The 26,657-nt window shown below is 67.1% G+C and carries 25 protein-coding genes and 1 tRNA gene; 5 read left to right on the top strand and 21 right to left on the bottom strand.

Translation table 11 applies throughout. The features are described 5' to 3' along the window. Positions 1–5: 5 nt before the first annotated feature. Both ABT004_RS18065 and ABT004_RS18060 read right to left on the bottom strand, forming a co-directional pair. Positions 6–2,096: an MDR family MFS transporter gene (locus ABT004_RS18065; protein WP_351337602.1), complete on the bottom strand. Its 2,091-nt coding sequence runs from the start codon at positions 2,094–2,096 to the stop codon at positions 6–8. Positions 2,097–2,331: 235 nt separating this feature from the next. Continuing rightward, on the bottom strand, positions 2,332–2,820 hold the full coding sequence (locus ABT004_RS18060) for a DUF309 domain-containing protein (RefSeq protein ID WP_351337600.1): 489 nt from the start codon (positions 2,818–2,820) through the stop codon (positions 2,332–2,334). 127 nt (positions 2,821–2,947) lie between these two features. On the opposite strand from ABT004_RS18060, the gene ABT004_RS18055 reads away from it, so the two are divergent. Continuing rightward, positions 2,948–3,021: transfer RNA gene (locus ABT004_RS18055), tRNA-Pro, on the top strand. Positions 3,022–3,556: 535 nt separating this feature from the next. Here ABT004_RS18055 and ABT004_RS18050 read toward each other — a convergent pair. Then, complete coding sequence (locus tag ABT004_RS18050) at positions 3,557–4,651, bottom strand: integrase core domain-containing protein (RefSeq protein ID WP_351337598.1); 1,095 nt, start codon at positions 4,649–4,651, stop codon at positions 3,557–3,559. Positions 4,652–5,324: 673 nt separating this feature from the next. After that, entirely contained in the window at positions 5,325–6,161 is an 837-nt protein-coding gene (locus ABT004_RS18045; protein WP_351337596.1) for a hypothetical protein, read from the bottom strand. Between the two features lie 859 nt (positions 6,162–7,020). On the opposite strand from ABT004_RS18045, the gene ABT004_RS18040 reads away from it, so the two are divergent. After that, complete coding sequence (locus ABT004_RS18040) at positions 7,021–8,073, top strand: DUF4365 domain-containing protein (protein WP_351337593.1); 1,053 nt, start codon at positions 7,021–7,023, stop codon at positions 8,071–8,073. Positions 8,074–9,189: 1,116 nt separating this feature from the next. Here ABT004_RS18040 and ABT004_RS18035 read toward each other — a convergent pair. From ABT004_RS18035 to ABT004_RS18025, 3 genes are read right to left on the bottom strand one after another with little or no spacing between them, the layout of a single operon-like run. Further along, positions 9,190–10,176 (bottom strand): MBL fold metallo-hydrolase, encoded by a 987-nt coding sequence (locus ABT004_RS18035; protein WP_351337591.1) that lies wholly within the window; start codon positions 10,174–10,176, stop codon positions 9,190–9,192. After that, positions 10,173–10,637, bottom strand: a complete 465-nt coding sequence (locus ABT004_RS18030; RefSeq protein ID WP_451187067.1) for a PaaI family thioesterase — start codon at positions 10,635–10,637, stop codon at positions 10,173–10,175. Before ABT004_RS18030 ends, ABT004_RS18035 begins: the two co-directional genes overlap by 4 nt. Before the next feature lie 44 nt (positions 10,638–10,681). After that, complete coding sequence (locus ABT004_RS18025) at positions 10,682–11,299, bottom strand: LysE family translocator (protein WP_351337588.1); 618 nt, start codon at positions 11,297–11,299, stop codon at positions 10,682–10,684. A 117-nt stretch (positions 11,300–11,416) separates the two neighbouring features. Between ABT004_RS18025 and ABT004_RS18020 the strand changes: the two genes are divergently transcribed. Beyond that, on the top strand, positions 11,417–11,869 hold the full coding sequence (locus ABT004_RS18020; RefSeq protein ID WP_351337585.1) for an Lrp/AsnC family transcriptional regulator: 453 nt from the start codon (positions 11,417–11,419) through the stop codon (positions 11,867–11,869). A 283-nt stretch (positions 11,870–12,152) separates the two neighbouring features. Here ABT004_RS18020 and ABT004_RS18015 read toward each other — a convergent pair whose 3' ends face one another. From ABT004_RS18015 to ABT004_RS17960, 12 genes are all read right to left on the bottom strand, one after another. Continuing rightward, complete coding sequence (locus ABT004_RS18015; protein WP_351337582.1) at positions 12,153–12,764, bottom strand: SDR family NAD(P)-dependent oxidoreductase; 612 nt, start codon at positions 12,762–12,764, stop codon at positions 12,153–12,155. Between the two features lie 35 nt (positions 12,765–12,799). Further along, positions 12,800–13,834 carry a zinc-binding dehydrogenase gene (locus tag ABT004_RS18010; RefSeq protein ID WP_351337579.1) on the bottom strand — a complete coding sequence of 345 codons (1,035 nt, stop codon included), beginning with the start codon at positions 13,832–13,834 and terminating at the stop codon, positions 12,800–12,802. Between the two features lie 95 nt (positions 13,835–13,929). Beyond that, the gene (locus ABT004_RS18005; RefSeq protein ID WP_351337576.1) at positions 13,930–14,907 is read right to left on the bottom strand and encodes an aldo/keto reductase; all 978 of its coding nucleotides are present in this window, start codon (positions 14,905–14,907) and stop codon (positions 13,930–13,932) included. A gap of 187 nt (positions 14,908–15,094) precedes the next feature. Continuing rightward, a complete protein-coding gene (locus ABT004_RS18000) occupies positions 15,095–15,955 on the bottom strand; it encodes an N-acyl homoserine lactonase family protein (RefSeq protein WP_351337574.1) in 861 nt (286 codons plus the stop codon). A gap of 67 nt (positions 15,956–16,022) precedes the next feature. Then, complete coding sequence (locus ABT004_RS17995; RefSeq protein ID WP_351337571.1) at positions 16,023–17,468, bottom strand: MmgE/PrpD family protein; 1,446 nt, start codon at positions 17,466–17,468, stop codon at positions 16,023–16,025. A 389-nt stretch (positions 17,469–17,857) separates the two neighbouring features. After that, on the bottom strand, positions 17,858–18,295 hold the full coding sequence (locus ABT004_RS17990; RefSeq protein WP_451187070.1) for an FMN-binding protein: 438 nt from the start codon (positions 18,293–18,295) through the stop codon (positions 17,858–17,860). 53 nt (positions 18,296–18,348) lie between these two features. Next, the gene (locus ABT004_RS17985; RefSeq protein ID WP_351337565.1) at positions 18,349–19,284 is read right to left on the bottom strand and encodes an FAD:protein FMN transferase; all 936 of its coding nucleotides are present in this window, start codon (positions 19,282–19,284) and stop codon (positions 18,349–18,351) included. 17 nt (positions 19,285–19,301) lie between these two features. Further along, complete coding sequence (locus ABT004_RS17980) at positions 19,302–19,628, bottom strand: carboxymuconolactone decarboxylase family protein (RefSeq protein ID WP_351337563.1); 327 nt, start codon at positions 19,626–19,628, stop codon at positions 19,302–19,304. A gap of 54 nt (positions 19,629–19,682) precedes the next feature. Continuing rightward, the gene (locus ABT004_RS17975; protein ID WP_351337560.1) at positions 19,683–20,234 is read right to left on the bottom strand and encodes a flavodoxin; all 552 of its coding nucleotides are present in this window, start codon (positions 20,232–20,234) and stop codon (positions 19,683–19,685) included. Further along, positions 20,231–21,010: an SDR family oxidoreductase gene (locus ABT004_RS17970; protein ID WP_351337557.1), complete on the bottom strand. Its 780-nt coding sequence runs from the start codon at positions 21,008–21,010 to the stop codon at positions 20,231–20,233. The genes ABT004_RS17975 and ABT004_RS17970 overlap by 4 nt, the downstream gene beginning before the upstream one ends. 139 nt (positions 21,011–21,149) lie before the next feature. Continuing rightward, complete coding sequence (locus tag ABT004_RS17965; protein WP_351337556.1) at positions 21,150–22,001, bottom strand: aldo/keto reductase; 852 nt, start codon at positions 21,999–22,001, stop codon at positions 21,150–21,152. Between the two features lie 70 nt (positions 22,002–22,071). After that, complete coding sequence (locus tag ABT004_RS17960; protein ID WP_351337668.1) at positions 22,072–23,466, bottom strand: MFS transporter; 1,395 nt, start codon at positions 23,464–23,466, stop codon at positions 22,072–22,074. Between the two features lie 173 nt (positions 23,467–23,639). Here ABT004_RS17960 and ABT004_RS17955 point away from each other — a divergent pair, with 173 nt between their 5' ends. Together ABT004_RS17955 and ABT004_RS17950 are read left to right on the top strand one after the other, a co-directional pair. After that, complete coding sequence (locus ABT004_RS17955) at positions 23,640–24,551, top strand: helix-turn-helix transcriptional regulator (protein WP_351337553.1); 912 nt, start codon at positions 23,640–23,642, stop codon at positions 24,549–24,551. A gap of 91 nt (positions 24,552–24,642) precedes the next feature. After that, positions 24,643–24,897, top strand: a complete 255-nt coding sequence (locus tag ABT004_RS17950) for an N-acetylmuramoyl-L-alanine amidase (RefSeq protein WP_351337551.1) — start codon at positions 24,643–24,645, stop codon at positions 24,895–24,897. Positions 24,898–24,915: 18 nt separating this feature from the next. Here the strand turns inward: ABT004_RS17950 and ABT004_RS17945 are convergent, their stop codons facing one another. Continuing rightward, positions 24,916–25,677 carry an alpha/beta fold hydrolase gene (locus ABT004_RS17945; protein WP_351337548.1) on the bottom strand — a complete coding sequence of 254 codons (762 nt, stop codon included), beginning with the start codon at positions 25,675–25,677 and terminating at the stop codon, positions 24,916–24,918. A 6-nt stretch (positions 25,678–25,683) separates the two neighbouring features. Then, positions 25,684–26,657: MFS transporter (locus ABT004_RS17940; protein WP_351337545.1), on the bottom strand; the 974-nt coding region annotated here is incomplete at its 5' end.

Here is a 26,657-nt window from a genome sequence, read left to right as displayed (position 1 = left end):
ACCAACTACATGGGAACCAGCGCACGCTCCGAGCCCGACTGGCTCGTCAGCCCCTGCGCCATGTCCTCGGCGAGCAACCGCTTCGCGATCGAGTCGACCGCGATACGCAGTTCCGCGTTCGCGGGGCGTCCGACATCGGCCTCGACCTTCTCGCTCAGCCAGTCGCCCCAGGCCCTGTTGATGACCTTCGACTCCCGGTGCCCCGCCTCGGTGTGCGAGAAGAACGCGTCCGTTCGCGTCAGATAACCCTCGTCGACCATCCGCTGGAACACCGGCACCAGCACCTCCGGCGGAAGCCTGCGGCGCGCCGCGATCATCCCTAGGGTCGCGTGCCCGACCATCCGCGTGAAGAAGTCCACCTGCATCACGGCCCACGCGCCCGCGACATCGAGCCGGGTCTCGGATCGCTCCAGGATCTGCCGCGCGGTGTTCAGGTTCGCCTCCTTCACCAGGTTCGCCACGGCCCGCTGGAGCACATGCGAGGAGTCGCCGGTCGAGGGCTGCGCGAAGCCCTCACCCATGTCGGCTGAGCCCGCGCGCGCGGTGTCGCGCAATTGCACCTGCTTGAGGAACAGCGCCACCAGGAACCCGATGAGCGCCACCGGCACCGTGCACAGGAACACCGTGTGCAGCGAATCCGCGTACCCGTTGACGATCGGCTCGCGCGCCGCCTGAGGCAGGCTGTGCAGGCCCTGCGGGCTCTGTGCCGCCTTGGTGAGCGCCTCAGGAGCGATCCCGGTCCCGGCCTGCGCCGCTTCCGCCACGCCCTGCTTCAGGTTCGTCCCCAGGCTGTTGGCGTAGATCGTGCCGAACACGGCGGTCCCGAACGAGCTGCCCAGCGTACGGAAGAACGTGACACCGGAGGTCGCGGTGCCCAACTCCGCGTAATCGACGGTGTTCTGCACGGCGATCGTCAACACCTGCATGCACAGGCCAATGCCGAGCCCCAGCACAAACATGTACAGGGACTCGAGCCACGTACTGGTCGAACTGTCCATCAGGGACAGCAGATACAGACCGAGCGCCATCACCAGCGCGCCCACGATCGGGAAGATCCGGTACTTCCCCGTCTTGCTGACAACATTGCCGGAGAAGATGGACGCGATCAACAGACCGATCACCATCGGCAGGGTGCGTACACCCGAGATGGTGGCCGAGTCCCCGTCCACGTACTGCAGATACGTCGGCAGGAACGTCATTGCGCCGAGCATCGCGAAGCCCACGACGAAGCTGAGGATCGAGCAGACCGTGAACACCGGGTTGCGGAACAGATGCATCGGCAGCATCGGTTCCTTGGCCCGCATCTCCACCCAGCAGAACAGCCCGAGCGCGACGAGGCCGCCGACGAAGAGCCCGATGATGACGCCCGAGCCCCACGCGTACTCGTTGCCACCCCAACTGGTCCCAAGAATCAGGGCGCTCGCCCCGACCGCGACGAGCGCGATGCCGAGATAGTCGATGATCGGCTTCGCCGCCGACTTCACCACCGGAATCGTCCTGGCGGCGGCAATGACGACGACGATCGCGATCGGTACGTTGACGTAGAACGCCCACCGCCACGTCAGGTGGTCCGTGAACACACCGCCGAGCAGCGGCCCGATGACGGTCGACACACCGAACACGGCACCGATCGCACCCTGGTACTTCCCCCGCTCGCGCAGCGGAATCACATCCGCGATCAGCGCCATCGCCGTCACCATCAGCCCGCCTGCACCGATGCCCTGCAGCGCCCGCCAGGCGATGAGCAGCGACATGTTCGTGGACAGGCCGCACAGGAATGAGCCGGTGATGAAGATGATCGCCGAGAGCTGGAAGACGATCTTGCGCCCGAACATGTCGCCGAACTTGCCGACGAGAACCGTGGCGACGGTCTCCGCGAGCAGATAGGCCGTCACGACCCAGGACATGTGCGCCGCGCCGCCCAGGTCCGAGACGATGGTGGGCAGCGCCGTACCGACGATCGTCTGGTCCAGCGCGGCCAGCAGCATGCCGAGCATGATCGTCCCGAAGACGACATTGCGACGCCGTCTGTCGAGAACCGGTGGAGCCGCCGCCTCGGCGGCCGGCGGCGGGGCAGCTTCTTCGGTGGTCGTCACTCTCGCAGCGTCACATCGGGCCTCGGGCGGCGCATGTGGGTGGGGGCCGGACTGGTGACGTGCGCTTGGCGGGGTGGAGGGGGAGGTGGGTGGCTGGTGCGTTGCGGTGGAGGGGGAGGTGGGTGCCCGGGACCCTGGGCTGGAGGAGGGGCGATGGTTGGCACGCCGCGACGGAGGGGGACGCGGGTGCCCGGGACCCCGGGCTGGAGGGGACGTGCGTGCCCGGCGCCCCGCGTCAGGTCAGGTGCGGCGCGACGGAGGCGGCATCCACGGGGCCTCCGCTCCGCTCCACCTCGTCGGCCAGCCCCTGCGCCCACCGCACCAACGCCGCCGTATCCAGCCCCGCCGGCGCGACGCCCTGCCACGCCGCGATGCCCTCCGCGCCGCGGCGCAGCAGCCGGGCGCCCCCGGTTGCGTTGCCACGCGCCGCGTGCGTCAGCCCCACCGCGGTCTGCGCGAGGGCCCGCCACAGCCCACGCTCACCTTCCGGCCCCGACTTCCACGCGTCCTCGAAGACCTCGTGCGCGTGGAACGGCCGCCCCGAGTCGAGCAACGCCTGCGCCTCCGCGACACTCTGCGCGGCCGTCCGCACGACCCCTTCCGGCTGCCGCTCGACACCGGGCTTGCCATAGGGGAGCGGCCGACCTAGCCCATCCCGGGGACGGGCATTGCGCGCCCTCCCCTCCTGGTCACGGTCCCGTTCACCGTCGCGCGAAGTACTCATGCCCCAATTCTCGCGCAGCCGCCCGCGAGCCCGCACAACCGGTTTCAAACCACCCCTGAGCTTGGGGTATTGTTCTTCTTGTCGCCGCCGAACGGGCCTGAGAACACCGGGCCGAGGCAGTGGACATCGGGACGTGGCGCAGCTTGGTAGCGCACTTGACTGGGGGTCAAGGGGTCGCAGGTTCAAATCCTGTCGTCCCGACAAGTTCGAACGATCGAACGTCGCAGGTGAAGGGCCGTTTTCGGACGGCCCTTTTTCTGTTGCTCCCATGCTCCCAATGGGAGCGTGGCGAGTGGGAGCGGGCTCCCACTGTCCCCTTGTCTGTTCGCTCCCACTCGGGCCGTTGCGCTCATATTCGATTCCTTGCGCGCGTGTTCACATCCGAGCCCAGTTTGTTACCCCTGGCTCCCCGTCCTATGGGTGGCTTTCTGGGTATGTGCTTGCGCTCTTCACGCTGGTGGGGGCCGCTCCCAGTGGGAGTGGGGTCGGGAGCGGTGTCCCCTTGTCTGGAAGCTGGGTTATGGGGGCATGCGAATTGTTGACCCCAGTTCCGATTTTGGCCGGGCGGTATGCGGTTTTTCGGTGGTGGCCGTTGCGGACTGCATCGAGAGGTTGAACGCGGGTGGGAGCAGTTCGGCGGCGTTCGAGGGTGTCGTGTGGTCTGGGGTTGAGCGTCGCTGCCGCGTCTGCTCCCACTACGGGACTTTGCGCCTGCCGAAAACTCCATCCGCGCAGTTCAGGCGGCATGTTGGTATTCGTGCAGGACTCCGCCGAGGCGGTCTCTCCGGCGTACCTTCAACTTGGTGATCTGTGCGTAGGGGAGTGGTTTGGGTATGGCGCGAAGGGGTGCTGTCTGGTCTATCGCTTGGTGGGGCCGGTGGGTGTTGTAGTGCAGTTCGAACTGGCGGAGCGCGTGGCGTAGGTGACGTTCGTTCCAGGCGAGGGTGCGGTCCAGTAGTTCATGGCGGCAGGTCTGTACCCAGCGCTCCATGACCGCGTTCATGCGCGGTATCCGTACGCCGGTGCGCACGACTTGGATGCCGGCGGTGTTCAGGATTTCGTCGAAGAGGCTGGGGTACTTCGCGTCCCGGTCTCGGATCAGGTACGCGGGGGTGGCGTTGGCGTCCGTCAGGTCCATGGCCAGATTGCGGGCGGCTTGGGTGACCCAGGCTGCGGTGGGGTGTGCGGTGGTGCCGAGGATCCGGACGCGGCGGGTGGTGTGCTCGATGACGGCGAGGATGTACTGGCGCTGGCCGGTCAGGGTGACGGTCTCGATGAAGTCGCAGGCCAGGAGGGCGTCGGCTTGGGAGCGCAGGAAGCCGGCCGAGGTGGTGGCGGCCCGGTCGGGCGCAGGATCGATGCCTTCGGCCGTGAGAATCTCCCAGACGGTGGAGGCGGCGATCTTGATGCCGAGGGTGGCGAGTTCGCCGTGCACCCTGCGGTAGCCCCAGGAGGGGTTTTCACGGACCAGGCGCAGGACGAGGGTGCGGATCGAACGGATGGTGGGTGGTCGGCCTGGTCTCTTCGGCCGGCATGTTTGGGCATGGCGCTGCTTGATCAAGTCGCGGTGCCAGCGCAGCACGGTGTCGGGGCGGACCAGTAGCCGCAGCCGGCGCAGTACCTGGCGGGGCAGCGGCGCCAGCAGAGCGGCCAGGAACGCCCGGTCTTGCGGAGCGAGCTTCACCCGTTTTGCTCCGAGCTGCCGCTCGAGGACGGTGAGCTGGTGGCGCAGGGCAAGGATCTCTGCGTCTTTGTCGCGGTCGCTCATCGGCAGCATTCGCAGTGCGGCGAACAGGTTGGTGACGGTCAGATAGGCGAGACGAAGCAACACGAGAGCTCATCCTGCCGCACACCGGCCAGGCTCCTGATCTGCATGGACGACATTTTCGGCAGGCGCAATGCTGCGTACTCTCCGGTGGTTATGGGCCATCTGCCGGGCGGTCCCGGACGAGAGCTGGGCCAAGAATGCCACAGCACTCTTGTTGGACACAGAAATTCCGTTTATCGACCTGCGAGTGGCCGCCAACGACATGCTGTAGAAGAACCGTTCGGTTTCCGTCTCCGACAACCGAACGACCCTCACGTGGATGTCGAAGTTCTCCGACTCGGTCGAGCGCATCAAGGGCGTCGTCCAGGTTGCCAATCGGTGCCTTGCCGAACGCTGTGAGTGCGCGTCCTCCTGATCGGTGATAAGTTCGGCAACCCGCTGTTCGTGTACAGCACGTTCACCAGGCTCCGTCCAGGCACCGGCTTGTGCGCACTCGAATACTCGGCGGCGTGATCAACGAGTACAGAACTGTGCCTGGCCAGGGTCGATGGGTTTCCGAACGGCCCCGTAGACGCCCGGATGATCTTGCACTCAGTGCTCGAGGTGGGCCTTCTGAACTTCAAATATGCGTTGCAGCAGTACTGGGCGGACGACAAGCCGCTCCCGGCTTGGCTGAGGTGCTTCGCACGGTAGTGGACGCCTCGAGAACTGCCGTGCTGCAGAGGCGCCACCATGATTATTTGGAGTTCGACTGGTCGCCGCCTTCGCCGCCGTCGGGGGCCTCGTCGGCTTGAGCGCGGTCGTCGATGACGATGCGGACTGGTGTGCCGTTGCCGCTGGTGCGCGGGTTGTCGATGATGGCTTGCACGGCGTCGGTGATCTTCGTGTGGATGTGGTCGGCGATGGCTTGAGTCACCGGGCTGTCTGCGGTGTGGGCGACTTGTCCGAGGCTGGTGATTGCGGCCACGAGGCTTGGTCCGGAGATGCGGGCGTGGATGAATCCGTCGTCGTCCTCGACTTTGCCGGGGATGTGGAAGTGCTGTTCATTACCTGCGATTTGGACGAGGAAAGCCCAGGTGTCGCGGTGGGCTTGGATGGCGGCGTGAGCGATGCCGGCGGCGGCGCGGAGCACCTCTGAGTTGGGGGTGAGGGCGGCTGGCCGCGGCTCTGAGGCGGGCTCAAAGTTCGGGCTATCGTCTGGCTCCGGGGCAGGGGCGGAGGCGCTGTCGGCCACCGGCGCAGATTCACTGGTTGCCGGGGCGTTGAGCTGGTCGATGCCGTCGTGGATGGTGCCGAGGTCGGCGCCGATACGAGTGAGTGAGTCGCCGAACCTGTCCTTGATTTCTTCGAGGCCCTCGCGGATCACGGCCCGGTTGTCGGAGAGCCCGGCGCTGATGGCATCCCGGTTTCCAGTGAGACCGTTGGCGATCTGTGTGTTGGCGTCCCGTCGCGTCTCATCGATGGCGTGTTGCTGGTCTGCGACCTGCTGCTTGAGCGCGGAGAGGTCTTCGCTGACTCTCCCGAGCTGCCCAAGGATCTGCCGTAACAGGTCGTCGTTGCCGAAGATCGCCATGTGCTCCCCCTGTGGTCGTCAGCTGACCTGGTCAGAGTGAGGCTCGGTTGAAACGGCGACAAGTGTGCGATCCAGCCATCAGGGGGCACGTACCCGGCGCATTTGCCGAAGGTGGCAGTCGACGACGGTGCGGGACGGCAGGCGGCACATCGGTACTCATTGATTGCTCCGCCGAGGATGCGGGTGCGAACGATCGCGTGCGGCATCTCGCGATCGGACTGAAGACGCGCTCTGTTGACGAAGTCCGCAACGAGGCTCATCAGGTTGACGACTACATGCAGGCCGTTCTCAAAGAACCTCGCTTTGCCAACATCGAAACGACCTGGGACTTCTACCTCGTCGTTCGCTCGGTCAAGGACAGGCTCAAGCTGTCACTTCGTCAAGCCAACCAGTCTGAAGGGCTGTACCTGGAACCCACCCAATACACACATGCCAAGCTCCGAGTCTGGGTGCGCACCTGGTCAGAAATCCTGAGAGAGGCCAAAAAGCGCCTGGAGTTCGTGAAGAACGGAATTGCCACACCCCTCATCGAACAGGCTCTCGCCTACCTCCGACAGCACCATGGTGGCCCTCTCCCCGACCAACTGCGCCAGCCAAATGGGGATTTCCGCAACACGCACAGGAACAGCTCACGATCCAGCTGTCTGACCTCAAGTGCCAGTTGCTCCGACCGTCAGGCACGGCTACCAGATGCGCCTCGTCGTGTTGGCTGTTCCACTGTGCTCCTTCTGGGGCAGGGGGTTGGGGCTTGCCGCTCTGGAGGGCCGAGGGAGGGAAAATGCTGGTCAGCCCCCGATGTCGGTGGGGGATCGTATGGTCCTGTGGACGTGGCTGGTGGGCGACTGGGGGAGCGATAGCGATGACGAAGGTTCCTGCAAACAGGGCGGTCGAACGTATCGCGGTGAACGAAACGCGCGCGCTACTGGAGCGGCATGGGCACATCGTTCAAGAGGTCGATGGCGGCAGTGATTACGGCGAAGATCTTTACGTCTCTTTCGTGGATGGAGGGCGTCGAACCGGCGATTTGATCGCTGTGCAGATAAAGGGTGGGACGTCGTTCCGAAGGGCCACGGGCTACGGAGTTTCTACCCGCAAGCACGCCGATGACTGGCGTCGTAGTAACGTTCCTGTCTTATGTGTGGTCTACGACCCGGAGATGAAGGCGCTCTACTGGGGCAATGCGACGCGGCAGCTACGTGAAGCCAAGGCTGACGGAGTGGCGCTCAAATCCATCGCGATTGGCGAGCAGGATGTACTGAACGACAAGACGGTTCATGAGTTCGTGCGTGACACGCGACGGTACTTGGAGATCTCAGGGTCCAGGGAGCGCGAGGAGTTCAAGGCGAAGGTAAGACTCCTCTCGTCTGTAAGGGACAGTCTTGTCCTCAAGGATGCGCCTGTGGGGGGCCACCCGAACGTATATTTTGAACGACTTGCGCTCGGCATGGAGCGCAACCCCAAGCTGGTTCTCTGGGGCATCGGTGTGCTGCTACTCCTTGTGGGCTGTGTCTTCTTGACGGTCATGTGGCCCACGCTCTGGTGGTTCGCGGAAACGTATTCGACCGTGAGTCCCTGGATGTGGATGACGTCGCTCTACTCGTTCACGGTGCTTTGCGCGGGGCTTGCGCTTTACGAGACGAGGCTGGGTAGAAAATCCCTAATCTTGCGTCTGATGAGCTATGGCCCCTTGTGCGTGACTTACTGGGTGGCAGCGGGTACGCATTACTTCCACTGGAAGCTGAGCACCCCGTTGCTCCAAGGGGTGGCGGACGCCATGCCAGGTCTCCTCAAGAACGTGCTGTTCATCATGTTTGCGACGTACATCGGGCGCGAGATCATTAGGCGACGACGAGTGAAGGCCCTCACGCAGAGTGGAGGTGGCACCGGGGCCAAGGACGGTGCCGTGTCGTGACGTCGTGCTTGACGGCTGGCAGCGCAGGTTGGCCTTAGCGGCTGACTTGACTGCGGCTCTGTGAAACCGGAGGGGGCGGCTGCAGGACTGAGTGACATTGGCGGGCATAAGGCTTGCGCCGACGGTCTGGCCAGTAGAGGCGATGGGACTCAGGGGGCGTCCTACTGCTGGCAGCGTCAGAATACAGCGCCTGGCGCACGGCAACGTCTCCTCGTGAATGCGATGCCGGTCGACAGTTCATGGCGCCTGCAGAACGAGACGAGAATTGACGGCTCGTTAAAGGTGCGTACCGTAGGAAGTAGCCAGCAACCTCCGGAGAGAGCGTCGAACTATGGACACCGGGCACATAGTTCCGTGAACTGCCGCTCAGGTGCCACGAACATCTCGCAACGGCGCACGGTGGAATTCAAGAACTCGCTTGGGAGTGGACGCACTTGACTGGGGGTCAAGGGGTCGCAGGTTCAAATCCTGTCGTCCCGACAAGTTCGAACGATCGAACGTCGCAGGTGAAGGGCCGTTTTCGAACGGCCCTTTTTCTGTTGCTCCCATGCTCCCCGTGTCCCCTTGTCTGTTTGCTCCCTCCCTGCTCCCACTCGGGCTGCTGCGCTCATATTCGATTCCTTGCGCGTGCGTTCACATCCGAGCCCGGTTTGTGGCCCCCGGGCGGGGCCGTTTTCCCGTCGATCGGGTCGAGTTCTGGTTATGGGCTGGCGCTCTTCGTGCTGGTGGGGGTTGCTCCCATGAGGGCTGGGGTCGGGAGCGCGGTGGGAGCGGCGGCCCCTTGGCTGGCGGCCGGGGTGTGTGGCCATGCGAATTCTTGACCCCAGTTCCGATTCGTTTCGCCGGTTATGTCGCTTTTCGGTGGGCGCCGTTGCGGGATGCATCGGGAGGTTGAACGCGAATGGGAGCGGTTCGCGGACGATGAGGGATACAAGGCGCGCGGTTCGATGCGCGTCGCGGACGTGGACAGCCGCTCGTGGCGGCTGCGCGCAGCAGACGGAACCTTGGCGCGGAGTTGTCGGCCGCAGGACCGGTTGAATGGGACAAAGTCGGGCCTCGCCCATACCTCCGCTGTATCTGACCGCATAACCGCGCCGCCCCTGCCCGAACTGCGTGTCAGGAAGTCTCAGTCGTCGGCCAGGCGCGCGGATAGGGCACCCGCAACGCCTCGGGTGCCACAGAGGTGTGGTCGGCGGCAGCGTGCAGGCGCCCGTCGCGCAGGACGATCGAGCCGCTGGCGAGCATGGTCGTGACCAGTTCTGCGGCGAGTACCTCGGGGGCGACGCCCAGGAGACGTGCGGCATCGGTCAGCCAGGCCCTCGCATGAAGGTAAGGCTCGATCGCGTCGGCGGGGATGCCGTCACGGATCATCAGGGCGAACGCGAAGATCCGGCGGGCGCCGTACCAGACCGCACCGTCGGGGTCATCGACGAGGCGCTGAGCGCGGCGGACGGCACCGGCGAGGGACGGGCCGGGTGCGGTGGGGATGGGGCCGTGGGAGGGGAGGATCACGCGAGGGGCGAGCTCTGCCAGCCGTTTGAGAGAGGCGAGTGCGGTGGCGGCCGCGTCGGGCCCGTCGAGGGCGAGGTTCACCCAGCCGACGTCGTAGTCCGAGAGCGCGTCCCCGACCACGAGGAGCCGCTCCTCCGGCTGCCACAGCGCGAGATGGCCCGGGGTGTGACCGGGAGTGCGGACGACCTGCCAGTCGGTGTCCCCGAGGCGCAGGATCTGCCCGTCGTCGAGCGGCATGTCGACGGTGTACGGGGCCACGGGCTGGTCGAGGTACTCGGCCGCGCAGCATCCGGGGTCCCGGCGCCCGATCGCCTCGGCCTCCGGTGCTCCGGCGGCGATGGCGGCACCCTTGGCCTGGAGGAGGGCGTTGCCGCCGACGTGGTCGGAGTGCCAGTGGGTGTTCACGACCAGGGCGATGTCCCCGGCGCGCGTACGAGCCCAGGCTGTGGTCTCCTCCGCGTGCCCGACGAACCCGCTGTCGATCAGGGCTGGTTGCCTTCCGGGCAGCAGGAACGTGTTGGCGTCGGGGAAGGGGCGCTGCCACCACGTCAGCCACGATGGCAGGGACAGGGAAGACGGCTGCGGGCTCATGTGGCGGGCCTGTTCACGCGGATCAGCGTCTGCTGGCCGTTGGCGACGAGCTTTCGCTCGCCGCCGTCCTGGATGCCGTACACCTCCAGTTGGCACACAGTCAGGGTGCGACCGGCTTTCAGGATGGTGCCGATCGCTTCGAGATGGTCACCGGCGGCGGGTGCAAGAAGGTTGATCTTGTATTCGACGGTGAGGACCTCGGATTCCTCGTCGAACAGGGTGAGTGCCGCGTAGCCGCCGGCGCTGTCAGCGATGGCGCTGGTGGCGCCTGCGTGGATATAGCCGTGCTGCTGGGTCACCTCATGGCGGGCCGGGAGCACGATGTGCACGCGACCATGGCCGATGTGGGCGAGGCGCGCGCCGAGATGGGCCATGAGGCCCTGGCGGTCGAAGCTGTCCTGGACTCGCCTGCGGACCGCGGGGCTCGCTTGTTCCTGTCGCGTGTGGTCTTGCACGTACATGCTCTCCTTCGGGTCCGTGTCAGGTGGAGCGGGAGACGGGTCCCTCAGCCGACCAGGCGTTCCACCAGCAGGAGCCCGCCGATGGCGATCATCATGGCACCGCTGATGCGGGTGACGGCCCGGGCGGCCGAGGGCCGGGTCCGCAGGACCGTGCGGGCCAGGACGCCGACGGTGAAGTAGACGACGGCGCACGCGGTCAGGTGCACCATGCTGAGCAGCCCGGTCTGCGCGGCAACCGGCCAGCCGCGGACGGTGTCGATGAACTGCGGAAACAGCGAGAAGTACAGCAGCAGAGCCTTCGGGTTCAGGCCGCTGATCCCGGCACCCTTGAGCATGACCTGCACGCGGGAGGCGTTCGCGCCCTCTGCCGCGGCTGTCGGCCCGGCCGACTGCCTCAGAACACCCCAGCCCAGCCACAGCAGGTAGCCCGCGCCCACCACCGTCAGGGCAGTGAGTGCGGCCGGGGAGCTCGCCACGATCACCGCCAGGCCCGCAACGGCCACCAGCGCATAGGCCGCGTGCCCGGCGACCAGCCCCGCGACGGCGGGTATGACCGAGCGTTCCCGAAGTCCGGCCGAGATCGCGTAGGCCCAGTCCGCGCCGGGGGAGAACACCAGAAGCAGGTCCACTGCTAGGAAGGCCATCAGCGTCGTCGTATCCATCGATCGTTCCCTGTCCCTCTCGCTTTCTTGCTACAGGAGGGAAGGCTAGGTCGAATTTCCCCGAATGTGTTTGCGTATTTCGCTGACGATCGCTTGATATGGGGGAGAATCTCCTCCATGGATGCCCTAGATCGCAAGATTCTTACCGAGCTGCAGTTGGACGGCCGTTTGACGGTCACCGAGCTGGCCGCGCGCGTGCAGCTCAGTGTCTCGCCCTGCCACCGCCGCCTGCGCGATCTCGAACGCGAGGGTGCGATCCGCGGCTACCGGGCGGTGGTGGACCCGGCGGCCGTCGGCCTGAACTTCGAGGCTGTCGTCTTCGCCACTCTGCGCTGGGAGGACCCCGACACCGTCACGACCTTCGAAGAGGCCGTGAGCGCTGTCCCGCACGTGATCCAGGCGCAGCGCCTGTTCGGCGAACCCGACTACCTGCTCCGTGTCGCCACCGCCGACCTTGCCGCCTTCCAGCAGCTCTACGACGAGCAACTCGCCCGACTGCCCGGAGTCCAGCGCCTGACCTCGACCCTCGTCATGAAGAACGTCGTCCAGGACCGCCCGCTGCCTGAGTAGCGGGCTTATCCGCGGATCCGGTTGCCGCAGCATCGAGGCGAGAAGCTCCAGCTCACCGGTCACTACGGGAATCCTGGTGGTGTCCCCTCAAGGCGGAGATTGGTACCGCCGTCTGGGAGACCCGCGAGCCGACTTCCGCTTTATCGAGGTCGAGTACAACCGCAGCAGACTTCGTCAACACCCCGAGTTCGGGTACATCACCCCACTCGAGACACGCGTCCGACTGCAACACGACTTCACCCCCGCAGCATAAGTACCCGCTGCCCACGGTCATGGGGGAACTTCAGGCCGTCTCGGCGTAGTCCGCGATGGCGGTGGGGGACTGTTGGAGCGAGCGTCCCGCGAAGTCGGTGCGGAAGGCGCCCGGTTCGACGACGAGGACCTTGATGCCGAGCGGGCCGACCTCCTTGCGCAGTGCGTCGGACATCCCCTCCAGCGCGAACTTGGTGGCGGAGTAGTAACCGGATCCGGGCGCGGAGTACTGCCCGGCGATGGAGGAGACGTTGACGATCGCGCCTTCGCGGCGCGCCCGCATGGCTGGAAGAACTGCCTTGATCAGCGTGACCGGTCCGTGGAAGTTCGTAGCGAAGAGGGTCGTGACCTCCGCGTCGTCGGCTTCCTCGACGGCGGAGCGGTAGCCGTGCCCGGCGTTGTTGACGAGAACGTCGATCGATCCGAAGCGAGCTGTGGCCTGCTCGACCGCCTCGGTGACCTGGGCGTTGTCGGTGACGTCGAGGGCCAGGGCGAGAGCGGTCCCGGGGTGTGCGTCGGCGATGTCCTGCACCTTGTCGACGCTGCGCGCGGTGACGACGGCGTTCCAGCCGCGGTCCAGGACGGCCGTGGCGAGGGCCCGACCGAGGCCGGTGGAGCATCCGGTGATGAACCAGGTGGGCATGGGGAGTGACTCTCTTTCCCAGGCGGGTGGGGCGGTTACGGCTGGATGAGGACCTTCAAGGCCGTGCGGTCGGCCATGGCCTGGTACCCGTCGGCCACGCCGTCCAGGTTCACCGTGCGGTCGAAGACCCGTCCGGGTTCGAGCTTGCCCTCCAGTACGTCGGGGAGGAGCTCCTCGATGTAGGCGCGGGCAGGGGCGACACCGCCGGTGAGGGTGATGTTGCTCAGGAACGACGGGAAGCCCATGGGGACTTGACCGTACTGGGGCGCGCCGACGCGCGAGATGGTGCCACCGGCGCGTACGACACCGAGGGCCGTGTCCATGGCCTGCTCCAGGCCGACACACTCCAGGACAGTGTGGGTGCCGTCGCCACCGGTCAGGTCACGGACCCGCTCGATGCCCTCCTCGCCGCGCTCGGCGACGACATCGGTGGCGCCGAACTCACGGCCCAGGTTGGTGCGTTCCTTGTGGCGGCCCATCAGGATGATGCGCTCGGCGCCCAGGCGCTTGGCGGACATCACCGCGCTGAGGCCCACCGCTCCGTCGCCGATGACGGTGACGGTGGTCCGGGCGTCCACACCGGCGCTGCGGGCGCAGTGGTATCCCGTCGGGAAGACGTCGGAGAGGGTGAGGAGCGAGGCGAGGAGCGGCGAGTCCTCGGCCACCGGCAGCTTCACGAGTGTGCCGTCGGCCTGCGGGACACGTACGGCCTCGCCCTGGCCGCCGTCGACGTCTCCGGCTGCCCACATGCCGCCGTGGCGGCAGGAGGTCTGCAGCCCCTCGCGGCAGAAGTCGCACGTGTTGTCCGACCACACGAACGGGGCGACGACCACATCGCCGCGAGAGAACCCGGAGACGTCCGAGCCGGTGTCCTCGACGACGCCGAGGAACTCGTGCCCGATCCGGTCGCCGTGCTCGCCTTGCGGCTTGGAGCCGTACGGCCACAGGTCGCTGCCGCAGACACACGAGCGGACCACGCGCACCACGGCGTCCGTCGGGTTCTTGACGACCGGGTCGGGCACGTTCTCCACGCGTACGTCGCCGGCACCGTAGATGAGTGTTGCTCGCATGACAGGTCCTTGCTGGTGGCGCTTGCGGCGGTCGGTGTCGACGTCCGGCACCCTCCGCCAGATGGGTGAATGTTCGAGGTTGGAGGCGGGGCCGGTCAGCGCTCCAGCATGCTGCGGCCCGCCTCTGTGTGGGTGTCGCCTGCGGCCGGGGGCAGGCTGCTGAGCTTGTCGAGCTGCTCGGAGGTCAGCTGTACGGCGTCGGCGGCGGTGTTCTCCTCGACGCGGTGGACCCGCTTGGTGCCCGGGATCGGGGCGATGTCGTCGCCCTGGGCGAGCAGCCAGGCGAGAGCGACCTGGGCGGGTGTGACACCCGCGTCGGTGGCGATCGCCTGGACCTCGTCGGCGAGCGCCAGGTTGCGCTGGAAGTTCTCGCCGGTGAAACGCGGGTTGCCGTGGCGGAAGTCGCCGGGCTTGAAGTCGGCCTCCGAGCGGACGGTGCCGGTGAGGAAGCCGTGGCCGAGCGGGGAGAAGGGCACCAGGCCGATGCCCAGCTCGCGCAGGGCGGGCAGGACGCGGTCCTCGAGGCCGCGGGTCCACAGTGAGTACTCGGACTGCACGGCCGTGACCGGTTGGACACCGTGCGCGCGGCGGATGGTGTCGGGCCCGGCCTCGGACAGACCGAAGTGCAGGACCTTGCCCTCGGCGATCAGCTCCGCCACGGCGCCCGCAGTCTCCTCGATGGGTGTGTTCGGGTCGACGCGGTGCTGGTAGTACAGGTCGATGTGGTCGGTGCCCAGGCGCTTCAGGGAGCCCTCGACCGCCGTGCGGATGTTGGCGGGGCCCGAGTCCAGGTTCCACGCACCGGCACCGGAGTGCGACACCATGCCGAACTTCGTCGCCAGGACCACCTCGTCGCGCCGCCCCTTCAGCGCACGGCCGAGCAGCTCCTCATTGACGTACGGGCCGTAGATCTCGGCGGTGTCGATGTGGGTGACACCCAGCTCAAGCGCCCGGTGAAGGGTGCGGACGGACTCCTCCTCGTCCGTCCCGGAGTCGGTGTAGCCGTGGGACATGCCCATCGCGCCCAGACCGATCCGGGAGACGTCGAGGTCGCCCAGCTTGATGTGCTTCATGTGTGCTGATCCCTCACTCGCGGGTTGCGTGACTCGCCCGCTCCTCGCGCCCTCGCTGAGAGCGTGACGACGAACGCCGACTACATAAGCGTGGCCCTGTGAGTCCGAAACAGGCAGGTCGAGATCTGCGGGGGAGTCACACGGCCCCCCTCGGGAACGACGGACGTGGTCGTACCTGTCGGACACCTCAGGGCTGGAGGGCGCCCCGGTGTTCGGGCAGTGGCTGAAGCAGGTCGAAACAGTCCGGCTGCACCTCGGCGTACATCGTGGCAACGGCAGAATCGTGCCCGGCGACGACGTCGATGTCCGGGCGTGCATCGAGGTCGTACAACAGCTGGTAGCTGTCCAGGAGCTGCCCGAGGTCGGTGAACAGGAAGAACGGCCGGGACTTGTCCATCTCGTCGTAGTAGTGCAAGGCGTCCGATGCCAGGACGATCTGGCGTTCACCGGCAGACACGTGAGTGACGAGCTGGCCGGGTGTGTGGCCCGGGAAGCGCGTCACTTCCACTCCGGCGGCGAGTGTTCTCCCGTCGTGGAGCAACTTCAGTCGTCCTTGTTGGTGCAGGTGCTCCAGCGCCCTGATTTCCGACGGTTCCACCGGCCAGGAGAATGCGGGTAGTTCGCGATGCGGGCCCGTCCAGTACTCGAACTCGGAGCGCGCCATGTGAAAGACGGCGTTGGGGAAGAGGTCGGTGTTTCCGACGTGGTCGAAGTGCATGTGTGTCAGCACGACGTGGTCCACGTCCGCCACCGAAGTGCCCATACGCGCAAGCAGATCCTCGGCGGCCGTGTCGAGGTGTCGATTGCGCACGGCCGCGGTTTCCGCACTGAATCCGCAGTCCACGAGGATGGTGTGGGAACTCGTCCGCACCAGCCAGAAGAAGTAGTCGATCCCTACTGCCCGGTCCGGCTCGCCGTACAGGTCGTGACGGTAGAACGCTTGGCTGGCCATGCAGTCGGGGCGACGGGAATAGCGCAGGGCATGGACGGAGACCTCTGTGGTCACCTCGCGGGCCAGCCCGGGACTCCCACTCGCGCTGACGGTCATGCGTGAACCTCCATGGTCGATGAAAAGTCAGTAGGGCACTGGCAGTTCGGGCCTCGCGGCCCGCTTCTCAGCTGTCGCGGCGGCGAGGCGCCAGCAGCGAGGTCAGAGCGTTGAGATCGGGGAGCGTCACGAGTCGTCCTGTCGTGGCGAGCAGCTGCTCGGGCAGCGCGTCGGTGAGCGGCTGCGCGGCCAGGGCGGCGCAGTTCTCGGCCTTCCCCGTCACCTCGGCCGTCGACATGGGGCTCTTCGGGTGGCCCTTGGCGTAGTCGACACGGGCGTGTGCGCTCTGCCCGTCGGTGAACTCGACACTCACCGCGGCAGGAGTGACGAACCGGCGCCAGTCGCGGTCGATGCCTTCGTCCACGAACGGCGTGACCTTCGCGGCGAGTTCGAGGATGTCCTTGCGACGTACTCCGTCGTCAGTGAAGTGCTCCAGGCGCACCCCGCCATCGATCCAGGCCGCGGCGACAGCGTAGGGAATGCTGAACTGGGCCTCGACGATGGTCTGCGGCGCCGCGCGCACAGCCTCCGGAGTGCACACCATCTGGTAACCGGGAGCCGTGACACCGACGCGGATGGACCGGATGTCCGACGAGGGGCGCGGCATGCGCTCGCGGACGTCGAGGACGGCGTCGATGGCCGAGTGGGTGTCGCGGCAGCACGGGTACGGTTTGTAGCTGAGGTTGAGGAGTTCGAAGCGCTCGCCGAGGTCCGCCCGCGCGACGTCGTTGTCGAGGCGCCCCTGCAGGTAGATACGGGAGAACCCGTCGGCACCGTCGAACACGTTGCGCACTCCGCGGATGCCCCTCTGCGCGAGCTGCGCGGCGACGACACCGGCCTGTGCGGCGAGGCCCGGCTGCATGCGCTTCATCAGAGAGGCGTCGCGTGACACCTGGTGGTTGCCGGCCACGGAGCTGAAGACGATGCCGAAGGCGTCCCACATCTGTTCCGGCGTCAGCTTGAGCATGCGGCCGGCGGCTGCGGTGGCACCGAAGTAGCCCAGCAGCGCGGAGTAGATGAAGCCGCTGGCGACGATGTCGACCTCGATGGCCGTGCCGAGGCGGCACATCGTCTCGAGACCCGCGGCGACGGCCGCGAGCAGATCGGCGCCCGTGGCTTCCGGGTTGAGCTGTCCGGCGGCGAGTGCGCTGGGCACGCACGAGATCCCCGCGTGCAGGATCGCCGCGTCATGCGTGTCGTCGTAGTCCCTGGCGTGGGCCATGGCGCTGTTCAGCCAGGCGGCGTGATGGGCGGGAACCTTGCCTCCGTGCACCCACACATCTGCCTGTGGCGCGCCGCCCCACTCCTTCACCAGGGAGTGGACGACGTCGATGGCCGGCGCCGTAGAGCCGGCGACGGCGCACGAGAGTGTGTCGAGGATGTTCGCTTGTACCGCCTCGACCACGAGGGGATCGAGGCGGGCAACGTCGATGCGCGCTGCGAAGTCGGCGAGATCGGCGGCCAGGTCCCGGCCGGACGATGCTTCTGGCCGGGGAGCGGGGCTCTGGGGCATGGCAGTGAGGTCCTTACGGTGATTGGTGGAGTGCGGGTTCTCCACACCGCGGGCACGCCCGCCCGTTGGCCATACGTGAGCCGGCCGGGCGCCGGGACGCGGTGCCCGGAGCGGTCACAGCAGAAGTACGCGTCTGTCGGTTCGGGCCGGGTTGTTTCGGGCTCCCGTTAACCAGCCCAGAGCCGACGGATGCGGCGGTGATGCGGCTCGCATAGCTGTCTCCCGTGCCGGCGCCGTTCCGAGGTCGGGCCGACCATGCAGCAAGTGAGTGTGTATATACGAACTCTATATCGTCTTTGCGATCGATTGGGCTCACGCTAGGTGTCTGCGTGAAGGCGTGTCAATAGACCCCCGCTCGGGCGGGGGCGAGCTGCCAAAGGATCCAAGCCCTACCTGGAGGCCTCCGCCTTGATCTTGTCGATGGCGTCTTTGAAGCCGTCCGGCGTGTGGCTGTTCCCCGCGACGCGGTCCAGGTTGAGGTCATCGATGTCCTTGCCGACGACGAGGGCGGGAACCGCCTTGGCGAAGCGTCGTTGCAGGCCGAGCGAGGTCTCGTCGGTCGCGTGAGGGGTCACGTCGACCGCCGTGATGTCCTCGTCCTGGAGCGTGAGCGCCACGCCGATGCTGGACCCTCGGGTGCCGTACTCACCGTTCACTTCGTACTCGCCGTCCTTGTACGGCCCGCCGTTCGCGGAGCGACCGGAGGGTGACGGGTTCGCGTTCGCGTCGGAGGGTGAACTCGGCGTGCTTGCACCGGAGTCCGTGCAGCCGGCCATGACGGTGGTGACCGACACACCGACGAGGGCAGTGGTGATCTTCTTGCTCAAGGGCGACATGGTTTCTCGTTTCCCGTCCTTCGTGAGCCCCGTACGGATGCTTCTCAGGTGAAGATTTCGCCGACGAAGTCGGGCGAGTGCTCGGCTCGCCCGTCGCTGTACATGCGCACGTAGGTGAACCGGAAGTCGTCTGCCAGACGCTGCGCTTCGGTGAAGAACAGCGCCGTTGCCAGACCGTCCGCGAGCGCAGTGTCCTCGGCCACGACCCACGTGGCGACCATCTTGTCGACGGGGACACCGGTGCGTGCGTCCAGCACGTGGTGCAGTCCTTCTCCCCAGGTCCGCCGCGTGGTCCCGGACGCGCACATTGCCTGGCCGTGCAGGCTCGCGACGCCGATCACCTGCTTCTGGTCGTAGGGGTGCTCCAGGCCGACGCGGATGGCGTGCTCACCGTTGTGGAAAAGGTCTCCGCTCCCGTCCACGACGAACCCGGTGTGTCCGGCCTCGCGGAGGATTCCGGAGAGACGGTCCACCAGGTACCCCTTGCCCGCGGCCCCGACGTCGATCACGAGAGGGCGCCGGGTGACGAGCGTCGTGCCGTCGCGGACAACGTCGGCGGCCCAGGTGGCACGGCCACGGGCGTGTTCCGCGCGGCGGGCCGTGTCGGGTGCGGGCGCGAGCGAGTACGTCGGGTCGTAGCCCAGCAGCTCCAGGTCGCGCCCGACGAGTGGGTCCACCGCCCCACCGGTCGCGGCATACAAGCGATCGTAGAGATCGAAGAGGTGAAGCGAGTCCTCCGGGAAGTCGAACGCGCCGCCGTCAGTGGCGGCGGCGATCCGGGACACCAGGGAGTCCGGGCGGAAGCGGGAGTACGTCGCGTCGAAGTGCTCGGCGCGATCGAAGATGCAGGTGCGCAGACTCGTACTCAGGGGCTCGTCCGTGTCTATCTGCCAGTGACTGCCGATGGCGTCGAAGGTGAACCGGGTCTCGCGTTCATCGCCGCTAGCGCGCGGTGTCGGCTTCTTCGTCAGATACCCCATGCCGCCCTGCCTCCCCGCTATTCCGTGTTCTCGCCGAGGATGGCCTTGAGCTGCACCAGTGCGCCCATCCCGCTGGGCCAGCCGGCGTAGAAGGCAACATGGGTGAGTGCCTCGACGAGTTCGTCCTGGGACAGTCCGTTCTCCAGCGCCAGGCGAAGGTGGCTGTTGAGCTGGTCAGGGCGGGACGTGGCGGCCAGCACGGCGACCGTGATCAAACTGCGGTCCCGGGGGGACAGGCCCTCGCGCTTCCAGATGTCACCGAAAAGCACATCGTCCGTCAACTGGACCATCTTCGGGGCCAGTTCGCCGAGCAGCTGCTGAGCCCTGGTGGGTTCCTGCGTCATCGCTGTACTGCCTTTCCTGGAGAATTGCGGTGTGTACGTCTGTGGAGCGCTCGTTCAGGCCGGCAGAAGGCCGATGCGCCGGAGCCACGACTGCACCGCGGCGCCGGCCTCCCGGACTTCCTCGCCGCGGACCGCGAGGCCCTCGCCGATGGTCGCGCCGGGGCAGGACGACGCGTAGTCGCGCTCTGTGGTGCCGAGGCCGCTCATGGCGTGCGTTGTGAAGGGGAAGACTCGCTTGCCGCGGAAGTCGAATGTCTCGGCAAAGGTCTTCATGACCATCGGCGGCCTGACGTTCCAGATGGGGCTGCCCAGCAGCACCGTGTCGTAGCCCGCCAGTGACGTCGGCAGGTTGGCGATGGCCGGCCGTGCGTTGGCGTTCTGTTCACGTACGTTGCGGGCGACCGTCGCGTCGTAGTCGCCGGGGTAGTGGTCGCAGGCCTCGATGCGGTGAACGTCGCACTCGACGCGCTCGCTGATCATCCGGGCCAGGATCTCGGTGCTGCCGGTCGTGAGGATGGCGCGCCCGCCGTACGAGTAGTTCTCGCCAGGACGGGAGAAGTAGGCCAGCAGGATCCGTTCTCCGCTCTCGGGACCGCCCGCAGTCAACGGGCGTCCCCGAGACGGGAACGTACGGCCTCGAGGTCCTCGCGCAGGTCCGACGGCTCGGACGCGACGGGGAGGTCGCTCGGGTCCAGGGCGCCGTCCAACGAGCCGACCTGATCTGCCTTGAGTCCGCCGAAGAGCTCGGACCAGTCCGACTGCTCCGCCCCTTCGGTGGCGACGAGTTCGAACGTCTTGCCCAGCGCGGAGTCGGTCAGCAGGCCGCGGATGAGTGTCTCGGCGATCTGTTCGCGGGCGATGCCGCCGTCCAGCGTTCCGCCCTGCTCCAGGACGAGGTGACGCTGGGTGGGGTCGGCGTGGTCGAACCAGCCGGGGCGCACGATCGTGTAGGGCAGTCCGCTGGCTCGCAGGAGACGTTCGGATCGACGCTTCCAGGGGTTTGCGCCGGGTACGTCGGTGCGGGTGGCGTAGACGCTGGTCATCAGGGCCACGCGGGGTCGCGCACCGTCGAGCGCCTGGAGGATGTTGCGGACGCCGCCGTAGTCGATGTGTGCCCGGGCGTCGGGGCGCGGGTCGCCTCCGGAACCGTGAGTGAGGATGATCGCGTCGGCGCCCTCGACCGCTCGGCGCAGCGAGGCGGGATCTTCGAGGTCTCCCTTCACGAGTTCTACGCCGGGGAGCATGCGCTCGGCGCGCCGCACGTCGCGGACCAGTGCGAGTGGGTGCAGGCCGTGTCGCTGTGCGGCCTCGACAGCGAGCCGGCCGATGCTGCCGGTCGCGCCGACAATGAGCACATTGGTGATCTGCTGAGTCTGAGACATGGTGAACCCCTGGTCATGATGTGGGTGCCGTCGTGCGTACGGCCGGGATGGGGGCCAGGCGCGCGGGTGCCTGTCGTGTGGAGAGGTGTGGCATCCGCGCGCGAGACAGAAGTGCGGTCGGTCGTCGCCGGCCGGTGTGTCAGGCGTCGAGGCGGCGAGCCGCGAGCCAGGCGACCATCTTGGGGTCGTGGTGGTCGAAGAACAGCGATGCCCCGGCGTCGAGGGAGGAGATCTCGGCCAGCTGCTCGTCGGTGAGCTCGAAGTCGAAGACGTCGAGGTTCTCCGCCATGCGCTCGGCGCGCACGGACTTGGGGATGGCGATGACGCCGCGCTGGGTCAGCCAGCGCAGCACGACCTGGGCGACCGACTTGTCGTACTCCTTGCCGATCCCGGCGAGGATCGGGTTGGTGAACATGTCGTTCTTGCCTTCGGCGAAGCCTCCCCAGGACATGATCTGAACGCCGTGCTCGCCCATCAGCGCCTGGTAGTCGGCGCGCTGGAAGAACGGGTGCGTCTCGATCTGGTTGACCTGCGGGGTGATCTCGTTGTTGATGATGAGATCCAGGAGACGGTCGGGGTAGAAGTTGGAGACGCCGATCGCCCTGGTGAGGCCCTCGTGGTGGGCGGACTCCATGGCGCGCCACTGACCGTAGACATCACCGTAGGGCTGGTGCATCAGGTAGAGGTCGAGGTGGTCCAGGCCCAGCTTGGTCAGGGACGTCTCGATGGCACGCCGGGTGTTGTTCTCGGCGGGGGCGTCCTGCACCCACAGCTTGGTGGTGACGAACAGCTCCTCGCGCGGGATGCCGCTGGACTTGATGGCGCGGCCCACGGCCTCTTCGTTGCCGTAGGCGGCAGCCGTGTCGAGGAGGCGGTAGCCGGCGGCCAGCGCCTCGGAGACGGCGCGCTCGGTGTCCTCGGCGGGGATCTGGAACACGCCGAAGCCGAGGAGCGGCATCTGTACGCCGTTGTTGAGGGTGACGGTCTGCATGAGTGGAATTCCTTTACTGTGCTGGTGAGTTGAGGGTGGGAGAGTGCGGCATCGGCTGCGCTCCCTGGGGCTACGAGTGTGCTGCGGGCCGGAGCAGGAAACTCGCCGCGGTGGTGAGGAGGACCGCCCCGGCCGCGATGAGCATGCTGGTCTCAAGGCCCCGCGTGAGCCGGCCGGGCCCGGCGATCAGCGCACCGAAGATCGCGACGGCGAGCGCGCCCCCGACTTGGCGGGAGGTGTTCAGCACGCCGCTCGCCGTGCCGGACTGGCGGGCCGACACATGATTGAGCAGCATCGAGGTCAGGGCCGGAACAGCCAGCGAACCGCCGGTGCCGACCGGAATCATGGCGATGATCATCAGCCACGTAGGTGCGGAAGCGGGCATGAACGCCAGCAGTATCAGGCCGGCCACCATGGCCACCTGTCCGGCGATCACCGGCATACGGGGACCGAAGCGGCCTGCGAACCATGCGGCCGTCGGACCGACGAAACCGGTGAGCAGTGTCGTCGGCACGAACGCGAGCCCCGTGGTCAGGGCGGACATTCCCTTGGCCTGCTGCAGGTAGATGCTGAGCAGGAAGATCATGCCGTAGAAGCCGATGTTCAGGGCGAAGCCGATCGCTGCCGAGATCATCATGGTGCGCTCACGCAGCAGCGTCAGCCCGACCATGGGATGCCGACCACGCGCCTGAGACAGGAGGAACACCACCGCGGCGAGTACTGTGAGGACGGACGCGACGACCACCGGCAAAGCGGTGAAGCCCTCGCCACCGGCCTCGATCGCGGCGAACGTGAGCGCACCCATCGCCACCACGGCGGAGAGCTGTCCCGTCCAGTCGAACGGAACCTGCTCGGTGCGCGGCGACCTGTTCACGCGCGTCAGCAGGAACAGGGCGATCAAGCCGATGGGCAGGTTGACGAAGAAGATCAGCCGCCAGTCGACCTGGCTGAGGAAGCCACCGGCGACCGGCCCCGCCGCCGATCCGATCGAACCGCCCAGCGCCCAGATGGAGATCGCCTTCGCCCGCCTTGGCGGGTCGGGGAACGCTTCCCGGATGAGCGTCAGTGAGGACGGCACGATCACGGCCGCGCCGGCACCCTGCACGAGCCGCGCGACGATCAAGGTGCCCAGGTTGGGTGCCAGGCCGCACGCGGCGGAGGCCACCACGAAGAGGGCCAGGCCCACCCCGAAGATGCGACGTGCCCCGAGCCGGTCGGTGAGCGAGCCCGCCGACAACAGCAGAGCCGCGAACATCAGGGTGTAACCGTCGATCACCCACTGCAGTCCCGTGATGTCGCCGCCGAGGCTGTCCCGGATGGAGGGCAGGGCGACGTTGACGACCAAGGCGTCCAGGGTGATGACGGTGAATCCCAGAAGCGCGGCCCCCAAAGCCGCTGCGGATCCCGGGCGACGCCGTGGTGCGGCGGCCCGGTCCGCTTCGGCGACGGTCGTAGTGAGGGGCATGGACACGGCGGGGTGCTCCTGGTGCAGGTGGATCGTTGCTTTGATGTCATCCACCGTGCCGCTTCGCGCGTCATAGAGGCAGGCCGAGCCGTTCCGGGGGGAGTGCAGCGGGGGGTATGACAGGGCCCCCTTCATCGATTCCGCCAGGTCGGCGACGCGGTGAGACTGGATGTATGACACCCGAGCAGCACACCAGCGGTGACGAGCTGGGCCGCTTCCTGCGAGCCCGCCGCACCCATACGAGTCCCGAGTCCGTCGGCCTCACACCAGGACCCGGCGTACGCCGTACCCCAGGCCTGCGTCGTGAAGAGCTGGCCACGCTGGCCGGGGTCAGCATCGATTACTACACCCGCCTCGAGCGCGGCAAGGAGACGCGACCCAGCCCCGGCGTCGTCGAGGCGCTCGCCCGGGCGCTACAGCTCGACGACGACGAGGACCACCACCTGAGAGAGCTCGTCGCCCGCGCCGCACGGTACGCCCCCGAACCTCCGCCGCCCCCGAGCCGGACCGTCCGTCCGCACCTCAAGCTGCTGCTGGAGAGCATGCGGCCGAACCCGGCCTACATCGTCAGCCGCAGCATGGACTTCCTCGCCTGGAACCCTGCCGGCCTGGCCCTGTACGCGGGCCTCGCCGACTGGCCCGTCAAGCAGCGCAACCTCGCCCGCTACCTGTTCCTCCACCCCACCGCACGCGAGCTGTTCCCCGACTGGGAGACCCAGGTCCGCGTCTGCGTCGCCGGTCTGCGCGCACAGGCCGGCACCAACCCCGACGCGCCTGATCTCACCCACCTCGTCGGTGAACTCCTGCTCAAGAGCCCCGACTTCGCGAAGCTCTGGGAACGCTACGAGGTCGTCGGCCGCAAGAAGACCCAGAAGACGTTCCACCACCCCCAGGTGGGCGAGCTCACCCTGAGCTCCCAGAGCATGCACCTCGAAGGCACGCCGGGGCAGCGGCTCGGGGCGTACACGGCCGAGCCGGGGACCCCGGACCACGATGCGATGTCTCTGCTCGACATGACGGCGCAGCAGCCGGAGGGACAGACCGCTACAGCGTCCACGGGGGAGTACAGGACGGCGTCTTCCTGATGTGGGCCAGCCACCCGCCGACTGGATAGCCGCCTCTGACTCCAGCTGCCGCTCTGCCGACCGTCCTAACGACCAACGGATAGACCGGATCGTGGTCCACGTCATGCAGTCCCGGCTCGACGAGGCCCCATCCGCGTTCCACGCCGGCAATTGGGAATGGAACGCGAGGAGCGTCTGCATCGAGCGCGAGGGTTTCGTCGACGACCCCGACCACTGGTTCACCGAGGCCGCTTATCGCGCCTCGGCACGACTCGCCGCGGACATCAGTACGCGCTACGACATCACTGATCCCGGACCGTATTGGGACTGGGACCACTGCATCCATCTGGTGCGGGCCGCGAAGTGACGCCCGGTGGCGGCTTCCTCAGGGATTGATCGCCGCAAGGAGCAGTCGGGTCACCTCGTCCGGGGCCGTCACCATGGCGTCGTGGGTCGCCTGAAGACGGTGGTACGGAAACGAGGGGTCCTCGGCGTGACGCTTTCGGGCCCTGTCGAGGATGTGCGGCTGCAGCGAGGACGGCTCGCATTCGATGAACATGCCCGGGTGGCTCCAGGCACGGTCCGTACTGCCCACCGGGTCCTGGTAGGTCTTCAACGGCTGAGCCGTGGTGCGGCTGTTGACCCACGCGGCGTCCTCGGGGTCGGTGACGCCATACCAGGAAGCGTCGGACGGCGGGATGTACCAGCCTTCGCCGCCACGCTCGGCCATGGCGACGTGTTCCGCGGCACGGGCCGGGCCGACCAGGTCGCTGTGCGACTCCCCGGTCCGTGGAAGGTGCGCGTCGAGGAAGACGATCCTTCTGACGCGGTCGGCGATCCGGTCCATGGCACCGCTCGCGACGATGCCGCCGTAGCTGTGCGCCACGAGAATCGCGTCCTTGATGTCCTCGAACTCGAAGGTGGCCACGACGTCCTGTACGTGGACGTCCAGGCCGATGTCCGGAGTCAGCAGGTGCGAGCGTTCGCCGAGACCGGTCAGTGTTGGTGTGTGTACGACCAGTCCCTTCTGCCGCAGTGCGGAGGCCACGTGCTTCCAGCACCAGCCGCCGTGGCGGCCTCCGTGGAGAAGTACGAAGGTAGGGCTTGCCGAGGCCGAATGGGGATCAGCGGCCGAGTGCGCAGACATGGTGGCTCACTTCCTGGTGCCGACGTTGCCGGCATTGTCGAGGACGGGACTCGGCGCGTCCGGCGCTGTGTTGTCCAGGTCGACCTGCCTGGTCTCGCCGACCAGGAGGACGCAGACCAGCCCCACCGCACAGGTGGCGGCCAGGATCAGGCCGAACGCGAAGCTGCCGAGCGAGCCGATGATCGACGCGGCGACGAGGGGCGGCACACCTCCGCCGATCATCCCGGCGAGGGCATAGCTGAGGCCTACGGCCGTGTAGCGGTAGCGGGTGTGGAAGAGCTCGGACAGGAATGCCCCCTGGGGGCCGCGGCCGAGCCCGGAGATGAACATGGTGACGATCACGCCGATGGCGAAGACCGTCCGCGAGCCCAGGTCGAGGATTGGGAAGAGCACGATCGCCCACACGACCGCCGCGGCGGTCGCCCAGATCATGACCACGCGCCGACCCAGCCTGTCGGAGAGCACGGCGCCGAGTATGACTCCGGCGGAGATCGCCACTCCGCCGATCACCGTGATGCCCAGGACGTAGGCGCCCTTCAGGCCCAGCTGGGATGTGCCGTAGCTGACGAGGTAGGTACCGCCGATGTAGGTGAAGGCGAAGCACGTCATCGCCGTGCCCGTCGCCAACAGCACCTGGAGCGGCTGGTTCCGGAACGCTTCAGCGAACGGCATCTTGGACGTGCCGGAGGAGTCGGCCTGTTGCTTCTTGAAGACCGGAGTCTCCGCGATGCGCAGCCGTACCCACAGTCCGAAGAGCACGAGCAGGAAGCTGGCGAGGAACGGGACCCGCCAGCCCCAACTGATGAAGGTGTCCTCGCTCATCAGGATCGAGGTCAGGAAGAACGTGGCGTTGGCGAGGACGATCGCGCCACCGCCGCCCAGGGAGGGGAACATCGCCCAGAAGCCGCGTTTGCCCTTGGGTGCGTGTTCGGAGGAGAACAGGACCGCTCCGGCGAACTCGCCGCCCGCGGCGAGTCCCT

This window comes from Streptomyces sp. NPDC002790, from assembly GCF_040295505.1.
Taxonomy (GTDB): Bacteria; Actinomycetota; Actinomycetes; order Streptomycetales; family Streptomycetaceae; genus Streptomyces.
The sequence above is the reverse complement of the archived record's forward strand: the minus strand, read 5'-3'. Positions and strand labels throughout refer to the sequence as shown.

Excerpts from the sequence above, each read along its gene's own strand:
- ABT004_RS18060 (WP_351337600.1), bottom strand. The coding sequence starts at position 2,820 with ATGAGTACTTCGCGCGACGGTGAACGGGACCGTGACCAGGAGGGGAGG.
- ABT004_RS18045 (WP_351337596.1), bottom strand. The coding sequence starts at position 6,161 with ATGGCGATCTTCGGCAACGACGACCTGTTACGGCAGATCCTTGGGCAG.
- ABT004_RS18040 (WP_351337593.1), top strand. The coding sequence starts at position 7,021 with ATGACGAAGGTTCCTGCAAACAGGGCGGTCGAACGTATCGCGGTGAAC.
- ABT004_RS18035 (WP_351337591.1), bottom strand. The coding sequence starts at position 10,176 with ATGAGCCCGCAGCCGTCTTCCCTGTCCCTGCCATCGTGGCTGACGTGG.
- ABT004_RS18030 (WP_451187067.1), bottom strand. The coding sequence starts at position 10,637 with ATGTACGTGCAAGACCACACGCGACAGGAACAAGCGAGCCCCGCGGTC.
- ABT004_RS18025 (WP_351337588.1), bottom strand. The coding sequence starts at position 11,299 with ATGGATACGACGACGCTGATGGCCTTCCTAGCAGTGGACCTGCTTCTG.
- ABT004_RS18020 (WP_351337585.1), top strand. The coding sequence starts at position 11,417 with ATGGATGCCCTAGATCGCAAGATTCTTACCGAGCTGCAGTTGGACGGC.
- ABT004_RS18015 (WP_351337582.1), bottom strand. The coding sequence starts at position 12,764 with ATGCCCACCTGGTTCATCACCGGATGCTCCACCGGCCTCGGTCGGGCC.
- ABT004_RS18010 (WP_351337579.1), bottom strand. The coding sequence starts at position 13,834 with ATGCGAGCAACACTCATCTACGGTGCCGGCGACGTACGCGTGGAGAAC.
- ABT004_RS18005 (WP_351337576.1), bottom strand. The coding sequence starts at position 14,907 with ATGAAGCACATCAAGCTGGGCGACCTCGACGTCTCCCGGATCGGTCTG.
- ABT004_RS18000 (WP_351337574.1), bottom strand. The coding sequence starts at position 15,955 with ATGACCGTCAGCGCGAGTGGGAGTCCCGGGCTGGCCCGCGAGGTGACC.
- ABT004_RS17995 (WP_351337571.1), bottom strand. The coding sequence starts at position 17,468 with ATGCCCCAGAGCCCCGCTCCCCGGCCAGAAGCATCGTCCGGCCGGGAC.
- ABT004_RS17985 (WP_351337565.1), bottom strand. The coding sequence starts at position 19,284 with ATGGGGTATCTGACGAAGAAGCCGACACCGCGCGCTAGCGGCGATGAA.
- ABT004_RS17980 (WP_351337563.1), bottom strand. The coding sequence starts at position 19,628 with ATGACGCAGGAACCCACCAGGGCTCAGCAGCTGCTCGGCGAACTGGCC.
- ABT004_RS17970 (WP_351337557.1), bottom strand. The coding sequence starts at position 21,010 with ATGTCTCAGACTCAGCAGATCACCAATGTGCTCATTGTCGGCGCGACC.
- ABT004_RS17965 (WP_351337556.1), bottom strand. The coding sequence starts at position 22,001 with ATGCAGACCGTCACCCTCAACAACGGCGTACAGATGCCGCTCCTCGGC.
- ABT004_RS17960 (WP_351337668.1), bottom strand. The coding sequence starts at position 23,466 with ATGCCCCTCACTACGACCGTCGCCGAAGCGGACCGGGCCGCCGCACCA.
- ABT004_RS17955 (WP_351337553.1), top strand. The coding sequence starts at position 23,640 with ATGACACCCGAGCAGCACACCAGCGGTGACGAGCTGGGCCGCTTCCTG.
- ABT004_RS17945 (WP_351337548.1), bottom strand. The coding sequence starts at position 25,677 with ATGTCTGCGCACTCGGCCGCTGATCCCCATTCGGCCTCGGCAAGCCCT.